The organism is Apibacter sp. wkB309, from assembly GCF_002964915.1.
Lineage (GTDB): Bacteria > Bacteroidota > Bacteroidia > Flavobacteriales > Weeksellaceae > Apibacter.
Map to the genome: position 1 here is coordinate 779,379 of NZ_PSZL01000022.1, position 20,147 is coordinate 799,525.

General features: G+C 29.8%; 19 protein-coding genes. 13 read left to right on the forward strand and 6 right to left on the reverse strand.

Translation table 11 applies throughout. The annotated features are described in order from the left end of the window. Positions 1 to 32: 32 nt before the first annotated feature. Positions 33 to 1,568 carry a YifB family Mg chelatase-like AAA ATPase gene (locus tag C4S75_RS09260; RefSeq protein WP_105298008.1) on the reverse strand — a complete coding sequence of 512 codons (1,536 nt, stop codon included), beginning with the start codon at positions 1,566 to 1,568 and terminating at the stop codon, positions 33 to 35. 143 nt (positions 1,569 to 1,711) lie between these two features. After that, positions 1,712 to 2,113 (reverse strand): hypothetical protein, encoded by a 402-nt coding sequence (locus C4S75_RS09265; RefSeq protein WP_105298009.1) that lies wholly within the window; start codon positions 2,111 to 2,113, stop codon positions 1,712 to 1,714. 177 nt (positions 2,114 to 2,290) lie between these two features. Between C4S75_RS09265 and typA the strand changes: the two genes are divergently transcribed. After that, positions 2,291 to 4,045: a translational GTPase TypA gene (typA, locus tag C4S75_RS09270; RefSeq protein ID WP_105298010.1), complete on the forward strand. Its 1,755-nt coding sequence runs from the start codon at positions 2,291 to 2,293 to the stop codon at positions 4,043 to 4,045. A gap of 80 nt (positions 4,046 to 4,125) precedes the next feature. On the opposite strand, the gene trxA is transcribed toward typA, so the two are convergent. Beyond that, positions 4,126 to 4,446, reverse strand: coding sequence for a thioredoxin (gene trxA, locus C4S75_RS09275; protein ID WP_105298011.1), 321 nt, complete (start codon positions 4,444 to 4,446; stop codon positions 4,126 to 4,128). Between the two features lie 496 nt (positions 4,447 to 4,942). On the opposite strand from trxA, the gene lipB reads away from it, so the two are divergent. The 6 genes from lipB (at position 4,943) to C4S75_RS09305 (ending at position 12,139) form a co-directional block, all read left to right on the forward strand. Beyond that, entirely contained in the window at positions 4,943 to 5,656 is a 714-nt protein-coding gene (gene lipB / locus C4S75_RS09280) for a lipoyl(octanoyl) transferase LipB (protein ID WP_105298012.1), read from the forward strand. 399 nt (positions 5,657 to 6,055) lie between these two features. Continuing rightward, a complete protein-coding gene (locus tag C4S75_RS09285) occupies positions 6,056 to 8,005 on the forward strand; it encodes a DUF349 domain-containing protein (protein WP_105298013.1) in 1,950 nt (649 codons plus the stop codon). 28 nt (positions 8,006 to 8,033) lie between these two features. Then, entirely contained in the window at positions 8,034 to 9,086 is a 1,053-nt protein-coding gene (gene ribD, locus C4S75_RS09290; RefSeq protein ID WP_255410617.1) for a bifunctional diaminohydroxyphosphoribosylaminopyrimidine deaminase/5-amino-6-(5-phosphoribosylamino)uracil reductase RibD, read from the forward strand. Positions 9,087 to 9,119: 33 nt separating this feature from the next. Then, positions 9,120 to 9,740: a YigZ family protein gene (locus C4S75_RS09295; RefSeq protein WP_105298015.1), complete on the forward strand. Its 621-nt coding sequence runs from the start codon at positions 9,120 to 9,122 to the stop codon at positions 9,738 to 9,740. A 519-nt stretch (positions 9,741 to 10,259) separates the two neighbouring features. Beyond that, positions 10,260 to 11,690, forward strand: a complete 1,431-nt coding sequence (gene dnaA, locus C4S75_RS09300; protein WP_105298016.1) for a chromosomal replication initiator protein DnaA — start codon at positions 10,260 to 10,262, stop codon at positions 11,688 to 11,690. Then, complete coding sequence (locus C4S75_RS09305; RefSeq protein ID WP_255410618.1) at positions 11,687 to 12,139, forward strand: low molecular weight protein-tyrosine-phosphatase; 453 nt, start codon at positions 11,687 to 11,689, stop codon at positions 12,137 to 12,139. Before dnaA ends, C4S75_RS09305 begins: the two co-directional genes overlap by 4 nt. Positions 12,140 to 12,151: 12 nt before the next feature. Here C4S75_RS09305 and C4S75_RS09310 read toward each other — a convergent pair whose 3' ends face one another. Continuing rightward, positions 12,152 to 13,021, reverse strand: a complete 870-nt coding sequence (locus C4S75_RS09310; protein ID WP_105298017.1) for a NifU family protein — start codon at positions 13,019 to 13,021, stop codon at positions 12,152 to 12,154. A 77-nt stretch (positions 13,022 to 13,098) separates the two neighbouring features. Here C4S75_RS09310 and C4S75_RS09315 point away from each other — a divergent pair, with 77 nt between their 5' ends. Both C4S75_RS09315 and crcB read left to right on the forward strand, forming a co-directional pair. Next, positions 13,099 to 13,641 carry a gamma carbonic anhydrase family protein gene (locus C4S75_RS09315; protein ID WP_105298018.1) on the forward strand — a complete coding sequence of 181 codons (543 nt, stop codon included), beginning with the start codon at positions 13,099 to 13,101 and terminating at the stop codon, positions 13,639 to 13,641. Between the two features lie 72 nt (positions 13,642 to 13,713). Beyond that, positions 13,714 to 14,088: a fluoride efflux transporter CrcB gene (crcB, locus tag C4S75_RS09320; protein ID WP_105298019.1), complete on the forward strand. Its 375-nt coding sequence runs from the start codon at positions 13,714 to 13,716 to the stop codon at positions 14,086 to 14,088. A 160-nt stretch (positions 14,089 to 14,248) separates the two neighbouring features. Here crcB and C4S75_RS09325 read toward each other — a convergent pair whose 3' ends face one another. Beyond that, complete coding sequence (locus tag C4S75_RS09325) at positions 14,249 to 15,808, reverse strand: Rne/Rng family ribonuclease (RefSeq protein ID WP_105298020.1); 1,560 nt, start codon at positions 15,806 to 15,808, stop codon at positions 14,249 to 14,251. A 263-nt stretch (positions 15,809 to 16,071) separates the two neighbouring features. Next, a complete protein-coding gene (locus C4S75_RS09330; RefSeq protein ID WP_105298021.1) occupies positions 16,072 to 16,365 on the reverse strand; it encodes an HU family DNA-binding protein in 294 nt (97 codons plus the stop codon). A gap of 95 nt (positions 16,366 to 16,460) precedes the next feature. Here C4S75_RS09330 and mutY point away from each other — a divergent pair, with 95 nt between their 5' ends. The 4 genes from mutY to C4S75_RS09350 all read left to right on the forward strand — a co-directional run bounded on the left by mutY (position 16,461) and on the right by C4S75_RS09350 (position 20,142). Further along, the gene (gene mutY, locus C4S75_RS09335) at positions 16,461 to 17,453 is read left to right on the forward strand and encodes an A/G-specific adenine glycosylase (protein WP_105298022.1); all 993 of its coding nucleotides are present in this window, start codon (positions 16,461 to 16,463) and stop codon (positions 17,451 to 17,453) included. Between the two features lie 47 nt (positions 17,454 to 17,500). Continuing rightward, entirely contained in the window at positions 17,501 to 17,881 is a 381-nt protein-coding gene (locus C4S75_RS09340) for a single-stranded DNA-binding protein (protein WP_105298023.1), read from the forward strand. Positions 17,882 to 18,212: 331 nt separating this feature from the next. Continuing rightward, the gene (gldD, locus tag C4S75_RS09345; protein ID WP_105298024.1) at positions 18,213 to 18,794 is read left to right on the forward strand and encodes a gliding motility lipoprotein GldD; all 582 of its coding nucleotides are present in this window, start codon (positions 18,213 to 18,215) and stop codon (positions 18,792 to 18,794) included. A 22-nt stretch (positions 18,795 to 18,816) separates the two neighbouring features. Then, complete coding sequence (locus C4S75_RS09350; protein ID WP_105298025.1) at positions 18,817 to 20,142, forward strand: hemolysin family protein; 1,326 nt, start codon at positions 18,817 to 18,819, stop codon at positions 20,140 to 20,142. Positions 20,143 to 20,147: the final 5 nt, after the last annotated feature.

The window sequence follows — 20,147 nt, forward strand, 5'->3', positions numbered from 1 at the left end:
TAAATTAATAATAATTTTTTAAAAATTTACATTTATTTACACCATCCTTCCCGATCAAGACTACGATATTGTATAGCTTCTCCAATATGGTGTGCTTGGATAATTTCGGATTTATCTAAATCTGCTATCGTTCTGCCCACTCTTAAGATTCGATCATAGGCACGGGCAGATAAACCCAATTTTTCAATGGCAGATTTTAGTAAATTTTTAGAGATGTCATCCAACAAACAAAATTCATCTAATTGTTTAGGACCTATTTGAGCATTATAATGGATTCCTTCCGCTGTTTTATATCTTTGAGTTTGAATTTTCCTTGCTTCTACCACTCTTGCCCTTATTTCTGAACTTGACTCTCCTTTCCTTTTATCCGACAAATCATCAAAAGGAACGGGTGAAACTTCCACATGAATATCGATTCGATCGAGTAACGGGCCGGATATTTTATTCATATATCTTTGCATTTCCTGTATAGTGCTCGTATTTTTAGGGTCATTTGGAAAATAACCGGAAGGAGAAGGATTCATGGAAGCAATCAACATAAAACTGGCCGGATAGGTGATCGTAAATTTTGCTCTTGAGATAGTTACAATCCTGTCTTCTAAAGGTTGTCTCATGACTTCCAATACTTGCCGATTAAATTCAGGCAGTTCATCCAGAAAAAGTACACCATTATGAGAAAGAGAAATTTCTCCGGGTTGTGGATAGCTTCCTCCTCCAACTAAAGCTACTCCCGATATGGTATGATGAGGATTGCGATAAGGTCTTACAGTCATTAAAGAAGATTCTGATCCTAATTTTCCGGCAACGGAATGTATTTTGGTTGTCTCTAGTGCTTCCGATAAGGTTAATGGAGGTAAGATGGAAGGAATTCTTTTTGCCAACATGGTTTTTCCACTTCCCGGTGGACCGATTAAAAGTACATTGTGTCCTCCGGCAGCAGCAATTTCCAAAGCTCTTTTTACATTTTCCTGACCTTTGACTTCTGAAAAATCAAATTGAAATTTATTATTATTCTCAAAAAACTCTTCTCTTGTATTTACTATGGTTGGATTTAATTGAATGTTTTTATCAAAAAAATCAATAACTTCTTTTATATTGTCAACTCCATAAACTTTGAGATCATTGACTATAGCGGCTTCTTTAGCGTTTTGTTTAGGAAGAAAAAAGCCTTTAAAACCATCTTCTCTTGCTTGTAATGCAATAGGTAAAACACCTTTTATGGGTTGTAAAGAACCATCTAAAGATAATTCGCCCATAATTAAATATTGATCGAGATGATCTCCTTTTATTTGCTCGGATGCTGCCAATATTCCAACAGCAATAGTTAAATCATAAGCTGATCCTTCTTTCCTTAGATCTGCAGGTGCCATGTTTACTGTGATTTTTTTACCCGGCATTTTATATCCACAGTTTTTCAAGGCTGCCGAAATTCGATGTGCACTTTCTTTTATTGCCATATCCGGCATACCTACCAACTGATACCCTACTCCTTTATCTACATTTACTTCAACGGTGATTAATTGAGCATTGACACCATAGACAGAACTTCCATACGTTTTAATTAGCATAAAAAATAGTTTTATCTGTATAAAGATAAAACTATTTTAGTTTATTTTAGATAATGTATAATGATGAATATCTGTTTTATACTTAAAATAATAATTATATTATTTACTGATCTGTTTAAAGATGATAAAAAAATATGCTGTTATTATTGGGATGCGGCATCGACTAATTGCATATACCAATTTCTAAGATTTTTTTGTTGTTCGGTATCTAATTTTTTTAAAACCCTTTTGTAATTTTCATCTATATCATTAGCTTTAAGTTGCAATTCTAAAATTTTACTATCATTACCTGCTTGAGTAGCTTCTGCTATTTGCTCAAAATATAATTTAGTTTCCTGAATAAAGTTGTCCACCTCTTTATTTTCAAATTTCGGAACTTTTTTAATTGGAGATAAACTTATCGTATCTAATAACGTAGATTGTACCACCAGAGTACTATCTTTAGATTGGGTCGTATTTGGGGCCTTCTCTGATTTTTTAGATTTGTTACATGAACTTATGCTTAAAGCAATACCTAAAAAAAATACGATATAAGATATTTTCATTTTCTAATTTTTAAATACTAATCAAAAGTACAATTAAATTATTCATTTTAATAGTGATTTTAAGTTTCAATTAATAAAACCTTAAATTATGAATAATAGTATGCTTTTATTTACTAACACAAAACCATATATTTAGCAATAATATCTTACATTTGCACCTGAATTTTAATATCATATATGCAATCAATTAGAAATATAGCAATTATTGCTCATGTCGATCATGGAAAAACAACATTAGTAGATAAAATTATTCAGTCTTGTAATGTTGTTGAAAAAAATGACGGGGATTTGATTCTGGATAATAATGATCTGGAACGTGAACGAGGAATAACCATTTTATCCAAGAATGTATCGGTTAACTATAAAGGTGTCAAAATTAATATCATTGACACTCCCGGACACGCGGATTTTGGTGGAGAGGTTGAACGTGTTCTTAAAATGGCTGACGGTGTATTATTGCTTGTGGATGCGTTTGAGGGACCAATGCCTCAAACTCGCTTTGTTCTTAGTAAAGCAATTGAATTGGGATTAAAGCCCATCGTAGTAATTAATAAAGTTGATAAAGAAAACTGCCAACCGGAACATGTACATGATCAGGTATTTGAATTGATGTTTAATTTAGATGCTACTGAAGAACAATTGGATTTTGAAACGGTATACGGTTCTTCTAAACAAGGTTGGATGTCTGGAGATTATAAACAACCTACTGATAACATTACATATTTATTAGATAAAATTATTGAATTAATACCGGAAGCACCTTATGTAGAAGGAACGCCTCAAATGCAAATTACCTCTCTTGATTTCTCAAGTTTTGTGGGAAAAATTGCCATAGGTCGTGTGTATCGTGGAGATTTAATTTCCGGTAAAGATTATACTCTTTGCCAGGAAGATGGTCAAAATAAAAAAATACGCATAAAAGAATTACAAGTCTTTGAAGGTTTAGGAAGAAAACCTGTTGAATCTGTAAGAAGCGGTGATTTATGTGCTGTTATCGGTATTGATGATTTTGAAATTGGTGATACTATTGCTGACTTAAACGAACCGGAAGCTTTGCCTCGTATTGCGGTTGATGAGCCTACGATGAGTATGTTGTTTACAATTAATACTTCACCGTTTTTCGGTAAAGAAGGAAAATACGTTACTTCAAGACACCTTAGAGATCGATTAATGAAGGAAACTGAAATCAACTTAGCCCTTCGAGTGGAAGAAACTGATTCCGAAGATAAGTTCAATGTTTTTGGTAGAGGTATTCTTCACTTATCTGTCCTTATCGAAACTATGAGACGTGAAGGATATGAATTGCAAGTAGGTAGACCAAAGGTAACTATTAAAGAGATTGACGGTGTTAAGCATGAGCCCTATGAACATTTAGTAATTGATGTTCCTGATGCTGTATCCGGCAAAGCTATAGAATTGGTTACTCAAAGAAAAGGAGAATTAAAAGTGATGGAACCTAAAGGTGATTTACAACATTTGGAATTTGATATTTCTTCTCGAGGTCTTATCGGATTACGTAACCTTCTTCTAACAGCAACTTCCGGAGAAGCCATTATTAATCATCGTTTTAAAGATTTTGAACCGGTAAAAGACATTATTCCGCAAAGACAAAACGGATCTATGATTTCATCTGAAACGGGACAGGCTTTGGCGTATGCAATCGATCGACTTCAGGATAGAGGTAAATTTTTTGTTGAACCGGGAGATCAAATATATAAAGGTCAAGTAGTCGGAGAACATAGTCGTGATAATGATTTGGAAGTAAATCTTATTAAAGGTAAAAAGTTAACTAACGTGAGAGCTTCCGGATCTGACCAAGCTGCTAAAATTTTCCCTAAAGTTGAATTTTCATTAGAAGAAGCTATGGAATATATTAAAGATGACGAATATCTTGAAATAACTCCTAAAAGCTTACGTATGCGTAAAATTTAATATACTTTTAAATAGCATTTTATATAAATAAAAATATCCTGAATATTTCAGGATATTTTTATTTTCATCAGAGAAATGGATTAATCCAATAATGCATTCATTTTTTCTGCTAGCTTTTCTTTTGGCTGAACCCCTACTACTTTGTCAACAACTTGTCCGTTTTTAAAGAATAAAAGTGTAGGAATATTTCTGATTCCATATTCTACTGAAACTTCTTGATTGGCATCAATATCAATTTTAGCAACTTTTACTTTTCCTTTAAATTCTTCAGATAATTCATCAACTATAGGTTTTAAACTTCTGCATGGTCCACACCATTCAGCCCAAAAATCAACCAAAACTGGTTCTTTGGAACTTAATACCTCATCTTTGAATGTTTGATCACTAATTTCTAAACTCATATTTGTATTATTTATATCTATATCTTCACTAATTTTTAAAGCAAAATTAATTTAAAAATTTCATTTTGCACTAGTAAAGAAATTGCATTTTTAATGATTTATGTGAATAAAAAATTAATATATATTAATTCTTGAAAATAAAATGAGCGCAAATTATTTTTTTACCTTAAACTTTAGCCTTAACATTATAGTAACAAGTTTAAACGTTTTATTAACAATTTTTACTTAAATCTATTAAATAATTTTGTATTTAAGAAAAATGATGTATATTTGCATCAATAATTAGTTGTTCTTTAATAAAGTTTTTTAGTGTTAATGAACCCTTTCATAGTTTCTATTGAAAGGGTTTTACATATAATAACGTTACATTAATGTTAAAATTTTTTTCCCTTATCCTAATCCCCCACTTTATTTTAACAAGTCATTAATCCTAATATTTCATTTATAACATATATAAATATTATCTTTTTTATATTTATACAATTATTTTAGCTTAATGAATAAAATCCAAAATAAAAAAGTAATATATAAAGATTTACTTCATGCTGATTATCTTAAAACTTGGAAGTTGCAAGAAAAATTACTCCAATATATTGTTTCAATCAAATTAAAAAACAAAAAATCAATAACTAACGAAATAAATCTTACTCCCAATTATTTTTTGTTTGTTTCCCATCCGCATATATTTACCTTAGGTAAAAATGGTAATTTAGACCATCTTCTTATCAGCAATATCAAACTTCAAGAAATTAATGCTCAGTTCATTAAAACCAATCGAGGCGGAGATATTACGTATCATGGTCCCGGACAAATTGTTGGATATCCTATATTTGATCTTGATAATTTTTTCAATGACATCCATAAATACATGCGCTTGTTGGAAGAAGTAATTATAAAAACCATAAATTTTTATGGAATTAAAGGAGAAAGATCTAACGGCGAAACAGGTGTATGGATTGATGTAAATAAACCTATGGCCAGAAAAATATGTGCTATTGGTGTAAAGGCCTCCCAATGGGTCACTATGCACGGTTTTGCCCTTAATCTATCCCCCAACCTTTCCTATTTTGACTATATTGTTCCTTGCGGCATACAAAACAAATATGTTACTTCTTTGGAAAAAGAGTTAGGAATATCCGTAAAACCGGATGAGGTAAAAAAAGTTATTAAAAAATACTTTTCTGAAATATTTGATCTTGAATGGATTTAATATTTATATTCTATAGTTTTTTATTATAATTACTATCTAAATGGATATTTCATCTTCCATAAATTAAATTCTTCGTCAATTTAATTAGTCATCTTATAAATTGATATAGTAAAAAAAGATAAAATTTTTTTTAGTAATATTTACATTGTGCTTTATATCTTTAAGAATTTGTTAATATAATTTTTAGATTTTAAATTTTTAAAATCTAAAAAAATTGAATTTCTACTTTATTTAACACTTTTTGTGATTTATTTAACTCTAATATTTTTTTTTGATTTATTTATTTAACAACATAAAAATAATGTTTTTTTGAATATTTAATCTATTTACATTTTATTATCACTTATATCGCACATTTGCAATATTTTTTATATTTTTGTTTGGAAAAATATCAAAAATATGGGTACTGAATCGGATAACCTGCATAATGCAGAAGGAAATGAAAAAAAGGTTGAATCAACTCAAAATTTAGAATCAACATATAATAAAAATTCTTCTAAGGAAGATTCTATTGATGAGCTAAATTCTGAAAATAACAAGGAGGATCAATCCGTTGAAGAAACAACCATTCCTGAAAAAGATTATGAATCTTTTTCATTAGAAAAACTCATTGATGAGCTTAAACATCTTCACAATCATTATCCAATTCAATTAATTGGAGAAAATATCAATTCCATAAGGGATATATTTTTAAAAAAATTTGATGAACATGAAACGGAACGAAAACAAAAGTTCCTTGATGAAGGTGGAGACGAGCTAAGTTATCAACCCGATCAATTCTTAAAAAACAAATTCAATTCAGCCTACCACGACTATAAAACAAAACTAAACTCATATTATAAAGAACAAGAACAAAACGAGCAAAATAATCTCAATAAAAGACTTCAGATTATTGAAGAATTAAAAGAGCTGTATACAACCCCTATGGAATCGATCAGTTCTTTTTTTAAAAAATTCAGAGATATAAAAGAAAGATGGCATAATGCAGGTAAGATTCCTAAATCAAGAGCCGGTGATGTTTTCAGAACATATTTTCATCATTTAGATAATGCACATGAATTCATCAAATTAAATAAGGAACTAGAAGAATTAGATTATGCACATAATTTGGAACAAAGAAGAGCTATTATTAGCAGAGCCGAAGAATTGACAACTGAGCCAAGTGTGCAAAAAGCATTAAATGAGCTGCAATATTTGCACAAGCTATGGAAAGAACAAGCAGAACCTGTGGCGGAAGAGTTTAGAGAAAGTACGTGGCAAGAATTTAAAGCAATAACTCAAAAAATTCACGAACGCAAATCTGAACTATTTGAAAAAATTAAAGAAGAGCAACAAGCGAATTTGGAGAAAAAACAAGCCATCATTTCTCAACTTGAAACCATAGCATCCGCTGAAAATCCCGATCATTCCTTCTGGCAAAATAATGTTAAGAAAATAGAAAATTTAAGAGAAGCTTTCTTTACTACAGGAAGAATTCCTAAAGAAACCAGTAGTGACACGTGGAGCAAATTTAAAAGTCTGCTTCATGAAATCAACAATAAGAAAAATACATTTTATAAAGATTTAAAAAAGATCCAACAAGAAAATCTTAAAAAGAAAAACGACCTATTGGAAATCGCTAAAGCTAATAAGGACAGCGAAGATTGGGAAGTTGCTTTAAATCTTTATAAAAAGATTCAGAATGAATGGAAAAATATTGGTCATGTTCCAAGAAAATATTCTGATAAACTTTGGGATGAATTTAGAGAAAATTGCAATTATTTCTTTAACCGATATAAATTAAGAAATAATAAAGTTAATGAAGAATGGATCGAAAATTTAAAAAGAAAACAAAGTCTTTTGGAAGAAATTTCCTCCATTTCTGCTACTGATAAAGAAGATGCCCTTGCTAAAATCAATGATTACAGCATTCAATGGAATTCAATAGGAAAAGTTCCCAGAGAGAATATGAACATCAATAAAGAATTTAATTCAGCTATTAAAAATCTTATTAAAAAATTCGATATTGATAAAAACATCATTGATGAAATTCAATTAAATATTAAAGTAGAAAATTATAAGCAATCTAAAGATGATAAAAAGCTGGATGAAGATCTACGAAAAATGAGAAAGCAAATTCAAGATTTGGGACATGAAATTGTTCAATTGGAGAATAATTTATCATACTTTTCAAATGCCAATCAAAACAATCCGCTTTTACAGAATACATTAAACAATATTGAATCTAAAAAAACTAAATTGGATGAATTAAAACAGACTTATTCAAAACTGGTTAATTTAAATTTGTCTAATAGCGATTCAAATTACGAAGATGGTGAAGGTATTTCTGAAGAAACCGGGGAAGAATAATCTATTTCACCGCTTATAAAAAGTATTTATGGGTAATAATGTCGATGAAGTCTACATGCGGCGTTGTATATATCTTGCTCAAAATGGTTTGGGAACCACTTATCCTAATCCTTTAGTAGGTTCTGTTATAGTTTACAACAATAAAATAATTGGAGAAGGCTGGCATAGAAAATCCGGTGAAGCTCATGCTGAAATTAATGCCATTTCCTCGATTAAAGATCAAAGTTTACTTAAAAAAAGTACTATTTATGTTTCCTTAGAGCCTTGCGCTCATTACGGAAAAACTCCTCCTTGCGCTTTAAAAATAAAGGATTTAAAGTTTAAAAAAGTGGTGATCGGTACTCAGGATCCAACGAGTAAAGTTAACGGTAAAGGAATTGAAATAATTCGCAATTCGGGTATAGAAGTAGTTACCGGTGTTTTGGAAAAAGAATGTAAAAGATTAAATAAAAGATTTTTTACTTATCATTTGAAAAAACGACCTTATATTATTTTAAAATGGGCAGAAACTTTAAATAAGAAAATAGATAACGGCAGAGATAGAAACTATCCGTTCTGGATCAGCAATCCGTTTTCAATACAAAAAACACATGTGTTAAGGAATGAAGAACAATCTATATTAGTCGGAAAAAATACTGCTTTAATAGACAATCCTAGTTTAACTACCCGATCTGTTTATGGTAATAACCCAATAAGATTACTCATCGATAAAAATTTAGAAATTCCTCTCAGTCATTCTATTTTTGATGACCAAGCTGAGACTTTTATCTTTACTGAAAAAAAATCTCAAAAAACTACTCATTTAAATTATTTTCAATTAGATTTTGACAAGGATTTAGTTCCTCAAATTATAAATGTTTTATACGACAAAAATATCCAATCGGTAATTATCGAAGGCGGTAAACAAACCTTACAACATTTTATTGATAAAGGAATGTGGGACGAAGCAATGATCATCACGTCTCCAAATATATTAAAAAATGGCACTAATGCTCCTATTCTTTTCGGAGATATTAGTTATCAAGAATTGGTGGGAGACAACCTTATTTCATATCTTAAGAATCCATCAACGATATACTAATCAATTATCTATAAATCAATTTCTTAAATATACATGGATGATATATTTATTTATAAAACTATTGATACTGAAATAACGGATGCTCTTTTAAAAATTAAAGGCAGTAAATTTTACGGGCTAATATTTAATGTCAATAATGAACAAGAAGTAAAGGATTATATAAAATTTAGTGAAACATTATATCCCAATGCAACGCATTATTGTTATGCTTTTCGAATTGGCATTTCGGGAGAGCTATTCAGAGCCAATGATGATGGAGAACCTTCAGGTACTGCCGGATTGCCTATTTATAATCAATTGCTCTCTTCAGGACTAACCAATGTACTTTTAATTGTAGTACGATATTTTGGAGGAACTAAACTTGGAGTTGGGGGATTGATAAAAGCTTATAAAGAAAGTGCTCAATATACTATTGAGTGCGCTAAAATCATTTCTAAGGAATTAAGTGAGAACTATGAGCTCTTATTTGATTATGCGTATCAATCTTCTGTTATGACTCTTTTAAAAAAATTATCGATTGAAATATTATCAAGCACTTTTTCCGATAAATGTTATCTTGAAGTAGAAGTCCCCATGAAAAATAAAGAATTATTTTTTGAAAAATTCGATTCTTATTTGGCCCAAAATTTTATTGCCATAAATAAAATTTTATAGCTCCCTTATCGAACTGAGCAACAAATTTTCTACCGATTTATTAATCCAAAATAACACTTATTTTCCTTCTTTAAAAGCCATAAAAAATCATCTTGTTTTTTGATTTCACAGACCTAAAATATAGCTATTTCTTTAGAAAAATGATGGATATTAAAATAAATAATTTGTTCAACAAAATTTCAATTCTATTTTTGCCTATTTGATGAATAAATTGTTTTTCACAACTATTGGCTCATATTCTGCAATCCCTTTATTGGCCTTAAATAGCTCGAATTTATACGATCCAAATTATTACTAATAATCAATATTCTGGAACTATTATTTTTTATCCAATTTATCCTATCTTGTTCTTACTTTTTAAGCTTTAATTCATCCAAGATAGAATACATATTTACTTACTAATAAATTTCTAAAAATACAACAGGTAATCCTCTTTTTTTTTCTAAAATAAATTAACAATTTTGTGATCTAAAAGGTGGGTAAAATTTTATCCTTTATTTTTTATACAAATTTAAAAAAATGTTAAATTCTGCGATTTCAATATGGGAAGCCTGTCTACAATATATCAAAGATAATATCTCTGAGAAATCCTATTTTACATGGTTCCAACCTATCAAGGCCGTAAAGCTTCAAGATAAAATATTAACCATACAGGTACCCAGTAAATTTTACTATGAATATCTTGAAGAAAATTACATAAAGATAATAAAAAGTGCCTTAACCAAAAATTTGGGAAAAGATGCCAAATTGGTTTATTCCATTATGATGGAAAAAAACCAACAATCTGAAAATTCCTATACTGTTAACATTCCAAGTTCCCAAAAAGCACAAATAAAGGTTCAGGAAGTCGAAGCTCCCCTATTTATTGAAAGAGGAGTTAAAAATCCATTTATTATTCCCGGATTACAAAAATTAAAAATTGATAGTCAACTCAATACAAATTATACATTTGATAATTTTATTGAAGGAGATTCTAATCGTCTTGCCCGTTCTGCGGGAAAACAAATTGCTAAAAGACCCGGCGGTACTTCTTTCAACCCTTTATTTATTTATAGTAGTGTAGGTTTAGGAAAAACCCATTTGGCTCATGCTATCGGCTTAGAAGTTAAAAGAATTCAATCTGAAAAAACTGTCTTGTATGTTTCCATGGAAAAATTTTGTCAACAATTCCAGGAAGCTACAAAATCAAACAATAGAAATGATTTTATTCATTTTTATCAAATGATTGATGTGTTGATCGTCGATGATATTCATTTCATATCGGGCAAAAAAGGTACACAAGAAGTATTTTTCCATATTTTTAATCATTTACATCAAAACGGAAAACAGATTATATTAACTTCGGATAAATCGCCGGTAGACATTCAAGATGTTGAGCAACGATTAATCTCTCGATTCAAATGGGGACTTTCAACTGAAATACAATCCCCTGATTATACTACAAGGTTAGCAATTCTCCAACAAAAAATGGAATTTGATGGTATTGCGCTTTCTGATGAAGTTTTAGGATATATTGCTAAAAATATAAAAACCAATATTAGAGAACTGGAAGGATCTCTAAATTCCATAATTGCTCAGGCAACTTTCAATAAAAAGGAAATAACCTTAGATCTTGTTGAAAAAACACTTTCTAATCTTATTACTAATTCCAAAAAAGATATTACCATAGATTATATTCAAAACTTGGTTTGCGATTATTTTAAAGTATCAATTGATGCTTTACAATCAAAAACCAGAAAAAGAGATATTGTTCAGGCGAGACAATTAGCTATGTATTTCGCTAAAAAATATACCAATGCCTCTCTTTCTTCAATTGGTATTCAAATTGGTAAAAGAGATCACGCAACTGTATTACATGCATGTAAAACGGTTGACAACTTATTTGAAACAGATAAGTTATTCAAATCTTATGTTGACGATTTAAATAAAAAATTGACTTCTGATATATGAAAATATTAATGGTTTGTTTAGGTAATGTTTGTCGTTCTCCTATGGCAGAAGGAATTTTACGTTCAAAACTTCCCGATAGTTTTACTGTAGATAGTGCAGGTATAACCGATTATCACGTAAATGAAAAACCTGATAAACGTGCGATTCAAGTTTGTAAAAAAAACAATATTGATATTTCTCAGCTAAGAGGCAGAAAATTTATTACTTCTGATTTCGATGAGTTTGACGCCATTTATGTTATGGATCATGCCAACTACAGCGATATAATCTTCAAAGCAAAAAAAGAAGCAGATAAGAAAAAGGTTAAGCTAATTATGTCTGAATCTCCTACCGCTGTCAAACAAAGTGTTCCTGACCCTTATTACGGTGATATAGAAGATTTTGAAAATGTTTTCAACCTATTGAATGAAGCTTGTACTAGTATTGCTGAAAAACTTACAAAGGATTAATGGATAAGTTACTTACCCATTAATCGCTTCTACTGCTTCAATTTCATTAGGTAACATTTGTTTTAAAAGTTCTTCAATTCCATTTTTTAAAGTAAATGTTGAGGATGGACAACCATTGCATGCCCCTTGTAAAAGCATTTTAGCTACTTTCGTTTCTTCATCGAAAGAAATAAGTTCTATATTACCTCCGTCTCCGGCAATTGCAGGTAACACATATTCATCCAAAATATTTTTAATTTTAACTTCAATTTCTGAAAATTCTCTTTCCGTATAATCTGTAGTTTTATAGGTGGAAAAATTTTTTATGTTGCTGATCTCTTTTTCTTCTCTTAAATATTCAGAAATGGTATACCTTAGTTCCATAGAGATATCTTCCCATTGATAATCATCGGCTTTAGTTATGGAAACGAAATTATCCGATATAAACACTTCTTTTACGTAAGGAAAACTAAATAAATATTGTGCTAAAGGGACTTCTTTAGCTTCGCTTACATTTTTTAATTCAATTATTCCTTCAACTAAAATTTTGTTGGTAACAAATTTCATCACAGAGGCATTAGGTGTCATTTCAACATACACAGATATGGGAGTATTACGCGGCTGTAAAACAACTGAAGGATTTGCCAATAATTCGTCTTCAATAAGTTCTTTTACTTCATTTAAAACGATATCCCATTCTACCATATCATTTTTTTGAACAGCAATAAAATTTGCTGTAATAAAAATATGAGACACAAATGGCAATTGAAGTAATTCTTGTGCTATAGGAATATCACCCGCTTTTTTTATATCCGATATTTCATAACTGCCTTCTACTAATGTTGAGGGGGCAACGAATTTAATTATATTTTTATTGGGAGTTTTTTCAATTTTTAATTTCATGTCATTTAGTTTAATTCTTCAAAATTACATAACTTGCTAGTATCTATAAACAGAATCTTATAATATTATTAAAAAATATGGCGCTACTTAAAAAAGTATTAGATAAATTTCCCTCTATTGAAAATGATTGTTATTTATCAGAAACATGCGTAATCATCGGAGATGTGACCATAGGAAGCCAAAGTTCTGTTTGGTTTAATACTGTAATCCGTGGTGATGTTAATTTTATAAAAATTGGCTGCAGAGTAAATATTCAAGACAATGCAGTCATTCATTGTACCTATCTGAAACATCCTACCCTTATTGGAAATAACGTATCTATAGGTCATAATGCAATTGTCCATGGATGTACCATTCACGATGATGTTCTGGTTGGTATGGGAGCTATAGTCATGGATGAGGTAACTGTAGAAAGCAATGCAATTATTGCTGCCGGAGCTGTAGTCACCCAAGGTACATTTATATCACGTGGTGAAATTTGGGCAGGAATTCCGGCAAAAAAAATAGGTATGGTTTCAGATGATTTAATGAAAAATAAAATTCATCAGACGGCTTCCAATTATATTAAATATAGCAAATGGTATAGTAATGAAGATGATGATGATGACAACGGCATTTAAGGATTCGACGCAAAAACTTTTTAACTAAATATTCTTTTTATTAATAGTAAAGATTTAGATAAAGAAAATTTTATGATTTATAATATATTTTTAGTTGGATTAGGTGGATCTTTAGGTTCAATCATTCGTTATCTATTATCTCTTTATATCCAAAAATATTATGGAGGAATATTTCCTTTAGCTACTTTTCTTATAAATTGTAGCGGATGTATTGTCATCGGATTATTTTTAGGATTATCTGAACGATTTAATTTTATAAATAATGAAATAAAATTACTATTAATAACCGGTTTTTGTGGTGGATATACTACTTTTTCAACTTTTTCAGCGGAAAATTTGCAATTATATCAAAATCATCAATTCTTCACTTTAGCTTTATATATAGGTATCAGCATCTTTATAGGAATTTTGGGTGTTTGGATAGGAAATTTTATTTCTAAAATCTGATATACTACTAAATTTTTGAGTAAAAGTCGAATTATGATTGTTGTTTCTAGGAATGTTATGAAACCGGATTTTTAAGCTTAAATCTACTATTCAATTAGATTTTCTGCCCAAAAAAGAAGGGTAGATAGAGCTTGTAAGGAATGAAAAATAAGTATAAAGTTTAATTTGAAAATTTATAAATGACTTCCTTCTCTTCGTTTTGAATTTGGAATTCAAGATATTTAAAGCTGTCTCTAGGAATTACCCTAATCCATCGTTTGTAATTTAGAAACCATTCATTGCGTATGCTTTTAATGCCTTTAGTTAAATATGCTGCAACAAAAGGATGTGTATGCAAATACAATTTGCCTTTATTAGAAACTATGGCATTTAAGATTTGTTGTTGAATTTTATCTACTAATACAATAGGAGATTCTACTTTTCCATTAATATTAGGGTTTTCCTCTGTTGTATTCAACTGTTTTTGAGGGCGTACTCTTTGTCTGGTGATTTGAACTATTCCAAATTTACTTGGAGGTAAGATTTTATGTTTTGCTTTATCATCTTTCATTACCTTTTTTAGATACTCATAAAGATCTTTTTTGTGCTGAGATGAAGTAAGATCAATAAAATCTATAACGATGATTCCTCCGATATCCCGTAAACGTAATTGACGTGCAATTTCTGCTGCAGCTAATTTGTTGATATGTAAGGCTGCATCTTCTTGGGATTTTTGATTGGCTGTAACGTTCCCTGAATTAACATCTATAACGTGCATGGCTTCAGTATGTTCAATTATCAAATATGCGCCTTTCGATTGATAGATATTAACATGCTTACCAAACAATTGTTTTATTTGCTTATCTATATTGTAATATTCAAAGATGGGAATATGGGAATCGTAATATTTAACTAACTTAGATTTTTCGGGAGCTATACTATTGAGGTATTCTTTCATCTCTCCGGCCAGTTCCTCATTATCACATACAATACTAACAAAATCTTCATTTAAATTATCCCTAAGAATTGATGAAGCTTTATCTAATTCTCCCAAAATTTTAGCAGGTGCTTTGCTTTTTTTAATATTACGAAAGCACACATTGTTCCATTTATTTAAAAGATTAGTTAATTCCGATTGTAATTCTTGAGCGGATTTACCTTCTGCTACCGTTCTAATAATAAGTCCGAAACCATTAGGGCGTATTTGTTCTCCGATTTGTTTCAACCTGTCTTTTTCTTCAGCAGTAGATACATTTCTTGAAACTGATGTTTTGGATGCAAAAGGAATCAATACAAGATACCTTCCGGCTAAAGAAATTTCGGAAGATAATCGAGGACCTTTGGTTGAAATAGGCTCTTTGGTAATTTGTACGAGTATATCCTGATTAGGAGTTAGAACATCTTGTATAACTCCGTCCTTATTTATATCTTCTTCAAAAGGGAACGAAGTTAATTTGGGGGAATTTATTTTACCGGAAGATACTCCTTTACAATATTTTAATGAAGATTTAATTTGTGGACCTAAATCAAGATAATGTAAAAAAGCATCTTTTTCGTATCCGATGTTTACGAAACAAGCATTAAGACTTGGGGCAAGTTTTTTTACTTTGCCCATAATAATATCTCCAACCGTAAAATTATTTCCTATTTCTTCTTCATGAAGTTCTTGAATCCTCCCTCCTTCTAATATTATAATTCTAACTTTTGAATGTTCGTATGATACTATTAATTCTTTACTCATCTTTTACATTAATTATCCACCCTTATACACATTCATTTTTGAACAAAAACATTCTTTACCTATTGTTTTTGAGTTTAAACTTTGGTAAAGAATGTACAAATATCTTAAGTAAAAAAACCTTAGTTTTATGTTAGAAGAAAATTATTTATTTTTCTTTTTATGACGGTTTAATCTTCTTCTTTTTTTACGTTTATGGGTCGCTACCTTATGACGTTTTCTTTTTTTTCCGCTTGGCATAGTGTTCTTTTATTTATTAATTATTACTAATTTTTGACTTTAACATTTGTTTTTACGTCTTCAACAAAAGACTTAGCTGGTTTAAAAGCAGGTACATTGTGAGCCGGAATCTTAATAGTTGTATTTTTAGAAATGTTTCTTCCTGTTTTAGCTGCTCTTTTTTTAATTAAAAAAGTTCCAAAACCTCTTAAATAAACATTATCACCCTTAGCCATAGCAGTTTTAATCTCATCCATAAAAACCTCCACGACTTTTTGAGTTTCAACTTTTTCAAGACCCAGTTTACTTGAAATCGAATTTACGATATCTGCTTTTGTCATACTTTTAATATTATATTATTATACTTCTAATTAAATTTTGAGTTTGCAAATATAATATTATTTTTGGAAAGTAAAACTTATAAACATTTAAAAGTGTGAATTTTATTAGTCTTTTACAGAAATGGTATAAAATTAATAAACGCTTGCTGCCATGGAGGGAAACTCTTTCTCCTTATAACATTTGGATTTCGGAAATTATTTTTCAACAAACTCGTATTAATCAAGGATATGAATATTATTTAAATTTTATTCGACGGTTTCCTAATGTTGAAGTTCTGGCAAATGCCTCCGAAGATGAAGTATTAAATTCCTGGCAGGGATTGGGGTATTATTCTAGAGCGCATAACTTACACTTTACCGCAAAATACATTGTAAATGAATTAAATGGTATTTTCCCTAATTCTTATAATGAAATAATCAAACTTAAAGGAATCGGAAAATACACTGCAGCTGCCATAGCATCAATATCTTTTAATGAAAAAGTGCCTGCCCTGGACGGTAATGCTTTTCGAGTATATTCCAGAGTTTTTGGCTCAGAAAAAGATATAAGTAAAAGTAGCACTTTTACCTACTTTTTTAATTTAATTAAACCTTTAATGCCGGAAAATCCGGGTGATTTCAATCAAGCGATCATGGATTTCGGTTCAATGGTCTGCACACCGTTACATCCAAAATGCGATCAATGTATTATTCAGGAGGAATGTTTGGCCTATACTAATAATTTACAAAGCGTTATTCCTATTAAATCTTCCTCGGTTAAAATTAAAGAAGAAAATATACATTATGCCTATCTTTTTTGTAAAAATTTAACATTAATAAAAAAAAGAAATAACAATTCGATTTGGAAAGGGCTATATGAATTTCCCTTATTTGACCAAAATTTTAAGAGTTACCAAATTATCCATAACCATCAGATCAAACATAAGCTTAGTCATAGATTGTTAACTATTACCATTTCAGAAATTGAAATTGATGAAAATGATTTTTATCAAGTCGCCCATAAAATAAATGCTATAATTTTGAATAAAAACAACTTAAAAAGCTACGCTTTTCCAAAACCTATGGAAAATTTTTTATTTTATAATTAAATTTTTTATTATTTTTGCTCATCAATGCGATCAATTTATATATAAAAATGAGTACATCTATTAATAAAGTAATTTTAGTTGGGAATTTAGGTACTGACGTAAAATCTTATAGGTTTAGTGATGGAAATATTGTTGTTAACTTTCCGGTTGCCACATCTGAAAGTTATATGAATAAAGAAACCGGAGAAAAAGTAGATGTAACTGATTGGCATAATATAACGGCAAGAAATAAACTGGCAGAACTTTGTGAAAAATTTTTGAAAAAAGGAAGTAAAGTTTACATTGAAGGAAAACTTAAAACCCGTAAATTTGATGATAACGGTATTACTAAACATATTACCGAAGTTATTGCAGATAATATATTATTTTTATCCAACTTATTGGGTAAACAACCTGAAAATGAAGACATAATTCAACATGATTTTTAAACTTCAAAAATACTTATAATAAAATTTCAATTTATATGGACGAGCCCGGGCCCACGAGTGTTTCATTAATTTATATCCTCTTATTTTATATTTTTCTCTTCTCCTATTATTTTAAGAGAAATAATTTCTGTAAGTTATTTAGCAAAAATCTACAGGTATGTGCATCAACTACTTTAGCATATGCTTTATCCCCTCAAAAATATTCTTTTTACAAGATAAAATATTTATATAAAAAGTTTCTATTCATAGGTAATAGATGGGATAATACACGTATTGTATCTAAAAATTCGTTATATACATTATTTATTTAAATACCAAATTTATTTATTAGATGAGTAATTCATTAAAAAAATTATATATTTTATATTTTATTATTCTATTTTCTTTTTTAGTACTTAGTTGTAAGAAAGAAGAATATTTACCTAAGCCAATCGGCCAGGTAAGATTAGAATACCCTGCACCCAATTACATACTTTTTAAAAAAGAAAAATGTCCTTTTGAATTTCAGTATTCAGACCTTACTAAAGTAGCGGATAAACACAAAAATTGTTGGTACAATTTTAGTTATCCATTCATGAAAGCAACTCTATATTTAACTTATTCTGAGGTTAACGGGAATTTAAATTCGCTATTAAAAGAAGCTCAGAGACTTGTATATGAACATACCATAAAAGCCAATTCTATAAAAACCAAATCATTTTCCTATCCGGAAAAAAAAGTATTTGGGAATCTTTATCGATTGGGAGGCGAATCTGCTTCAAATATTCAATTTTATGTAACAGACAGTATTAAACATTTCCTTTCAGGAAATTTATATTTTAAAGTTCAGCCTCGGCCTGATTCTTTACAACCTGCTGTTGAATATATTGAAAAAGATATTATTAAAATGATTGAAACAACTACCTGGGAATAAACTTAATTTTTTTTATATTAAAATGTTAGAAATAGGAATTCTTTTATTATTAACTCTTTTAAATGCCTTTTTCGCTATATCTGAGATTGCCTTAGTATCAGTTAAGAGGCAAAAAATTGAAAATAAAGTAAAAAAAGGAAATAAAAAGGCTCAAATAGTACTCAGTCTTTTAGAAAAACCGGAAGATTTTTTATCTTCTATTCAAGTGGGTATAACTTTGATCGGTATTGTATCGGGTGCTTATGGTGGTGCTACCTTAGTAAAATACGTTACTCCATTTTTTGAGCATTTCTCATTGACAGCAACCCATGCTAATGAACTTTCTTATATGGTCATTATAGCATTAATTACTTATGTATCCATAGTTTTGGGAGAGTTGATTCCTAAGACTTTCGGCATGAGAAATCCTGAAAAAATAGCGTTGACTGTTGCTCCAATTATCAAAGTTTTTTCAATGGCTTTGTATCCGTTTGTTAAAATCCTTTCATTTTCAACCCATGTATTTAACAAGATATTTAAAATTTCAAATGTGGAAGGTGAAAAAATTTCTGAGGACGAATTAATTTATATGCTTAAGACGGCAAGTTTACAGGGGGTTTTAGAAAAAGAGGAAAGTGAATTGCATCAGAACGTTTTTGCTTTTTCAGAACAAAAAGCAAAAAGTTTAATGACATACCGCAAAAGAGTTGAATGGATTAATTTAAAAGATAGTTTCGAAGAAATTGAAAAGCAAATTAAAGACAGCAATTTTACCAAATTTCCCGTATGTGACGGTAATTTAGATGAAGCTAATGCCTATTTGGCTATAAAAGAATTTTATGAAAATATAAACACTCCAAATTTTGATATAAAAACCATTTTAAAAACTCCGATCTTCATTCATGAAAATATGCATTCTGTTGATATTTTACAAGAATTCCGTAAAAATAAACAGCATATGGGTTTTGTTGTAGATGAATATGGTACTTTTCAAGGTATTATCACTTTGCAAGACCTTATTGAAGGTATTGTGGGTGACATGCCTGAGAGCGATGAAGAAGAGACAGAAATTGTGCAACGTGAAGATGGTTCATATTTAGTTAACGGAAATATAGGAATTAGAGATTTAAATTCTTTTTTTGATGATACTATTATAGAATTAGACGATGATGAATATGTTACGTTAGCCGGATTTATTATTTATCACATGGAGTATATTCCTGAAGTTGCTGAAAAATTCAATTATAACGGATTTTCATTTGAAATTGTAGATAAAGATGCATATAGAATAGATAAAGTATTAATGGAAAAACTTAATTCTACGGAGGAAAACGAGGAGAGTTCCGCTGAAGATGAGATTACTGATTAATACTA

What these genes read in the sequence shown, in the direction of transcription:
- typA (WP_105298010.1), top strand. Translation starts at nt 2,291, where the DNA reads ATGCAATCAATTAGAAATATAGCAATTATTGCTCATGTCGATCATGGA.
- C4S75_RS09260 (WP_105298008.1), bottom strand. Translation starts at nt 1,568, where the DNA reads ATGCTAATTAAAACGTATGGAAGTTCTGTCTATGGTGTCAATGCTCAA.
- ribD (WP_255410617.1), top strand. Translation starts at nt 8,034, where the DNA reads ATGGGTAATAATGTCGATGAAGTCTACATGCGGCGTTGTATATATCTT.
- trxA (WP_105298011.1), bottom strand. Translation starts at nt 4,446, where the DNA reads ATGAGTTTAGAAATTAGTGATCAAACATTCAAAGATGAGGTATTAAGT.
- crcB (WP_105298019.1), top strand. Translation starts at nt 13,714, where the DNA reads ATGATTTATAATATATTTTTAGTTGGATTAGGTGGATCTTTAGGTTCA.
- dnaA (WP_105298016.1), top strand. Translation starts at nt 10,260, where the DNA reads ATGTTAAATTCTGCGATTTCAATATGGGAAGCCTGTCTACAATATATC.
- C4S75_RS09305 (WP_255410618.1), top strand. Translation starts at nt 11,687, where the DNA reads ATGAAAATATTAATGGTTTGTTTAGGTAATGTTTGTCGTTCTCCTATG.
- C4S75_RS09325 (WP_105298020.1), bottom strand. Translation starts at nt 15,808, where the DNA reads ATGAGTAAAGAATTAATAGTATCATACGAACATTCAAAAGTTAGAATT.
- C4S75_RS09330 (WP_105298021.1), bottom strand. Translation starts at nt 16,365, where the DNA reads ATGACAAAAGCAGATATCGTAAATTCGATTTCAAGTAAACTGGGTCTT.
- C4S75_RS09285 (WP_105298013.1), top strand. Translation starts at nt 6,056, where the DNA reads ATGGGTACTGAATCGGATAACCTGCATAATGCAGAAGGAAATGAAAAA.
- lipB (WP_105298012.1), top strand. Translation starts at nt 4,943, where the DNA reads ATGAATAAAATCCAAAATAAAAAAGTAATATATAAAGATTTACTTCAT.
- C4S75_RS09315 (WP_105298018.1), top strand. Translation starts at nt 13,099, where the DNA reads ATGGCGCTACTTAAAAAAGTATTAGATAAATTTCCCTCTATTGAAAAT.
- C4S75_RS09295 (WP_105298015.1), top strand. Translation starts at nt 9,120, where the DNA reads ATGGATGATATATTTATTTATAAAACTATTGATACTGAAATAACGGAT.
- C4S75_RS09350 (WP_105298025.1), top strand. Translation starts at nt 18,817, where the DNA reads ATGTTAGAAATAGGAATTCTTTTATTATTAACTCTTTTAAATGCCTTT.
- gldD (WP_105298024.1), top strand. Translation starts at nt 18,213, where the DNA reads ATGAGTAATTCATTAAAAAAATTATATATTTTATATTTTATTATTCTA.
- C4S75_RS09310 (WP_105298017.1), bottom strand. Translation starts at nt 13,021, where the DNA reads ATGAAATTAAAAATTGAAAAAACTCCCAATAAAAATATAATTAAATTC.
- C4S75_RS09265 (WP_105298009.1), bottom strand. Translation starts at nt 2,113, where the DNA reads ATGAAAATATCTTATATCGTATTTTTTTTAGGTATTGCTTTAAGCATA.
- C4S75_RS09340 (WP_105298023.1), top strand. Translation starts at nt 17,501, where the DNA reads ATGAGTACATCTATTAATAAAGTAATTTTAGTTGGGAATTTAGGTACT.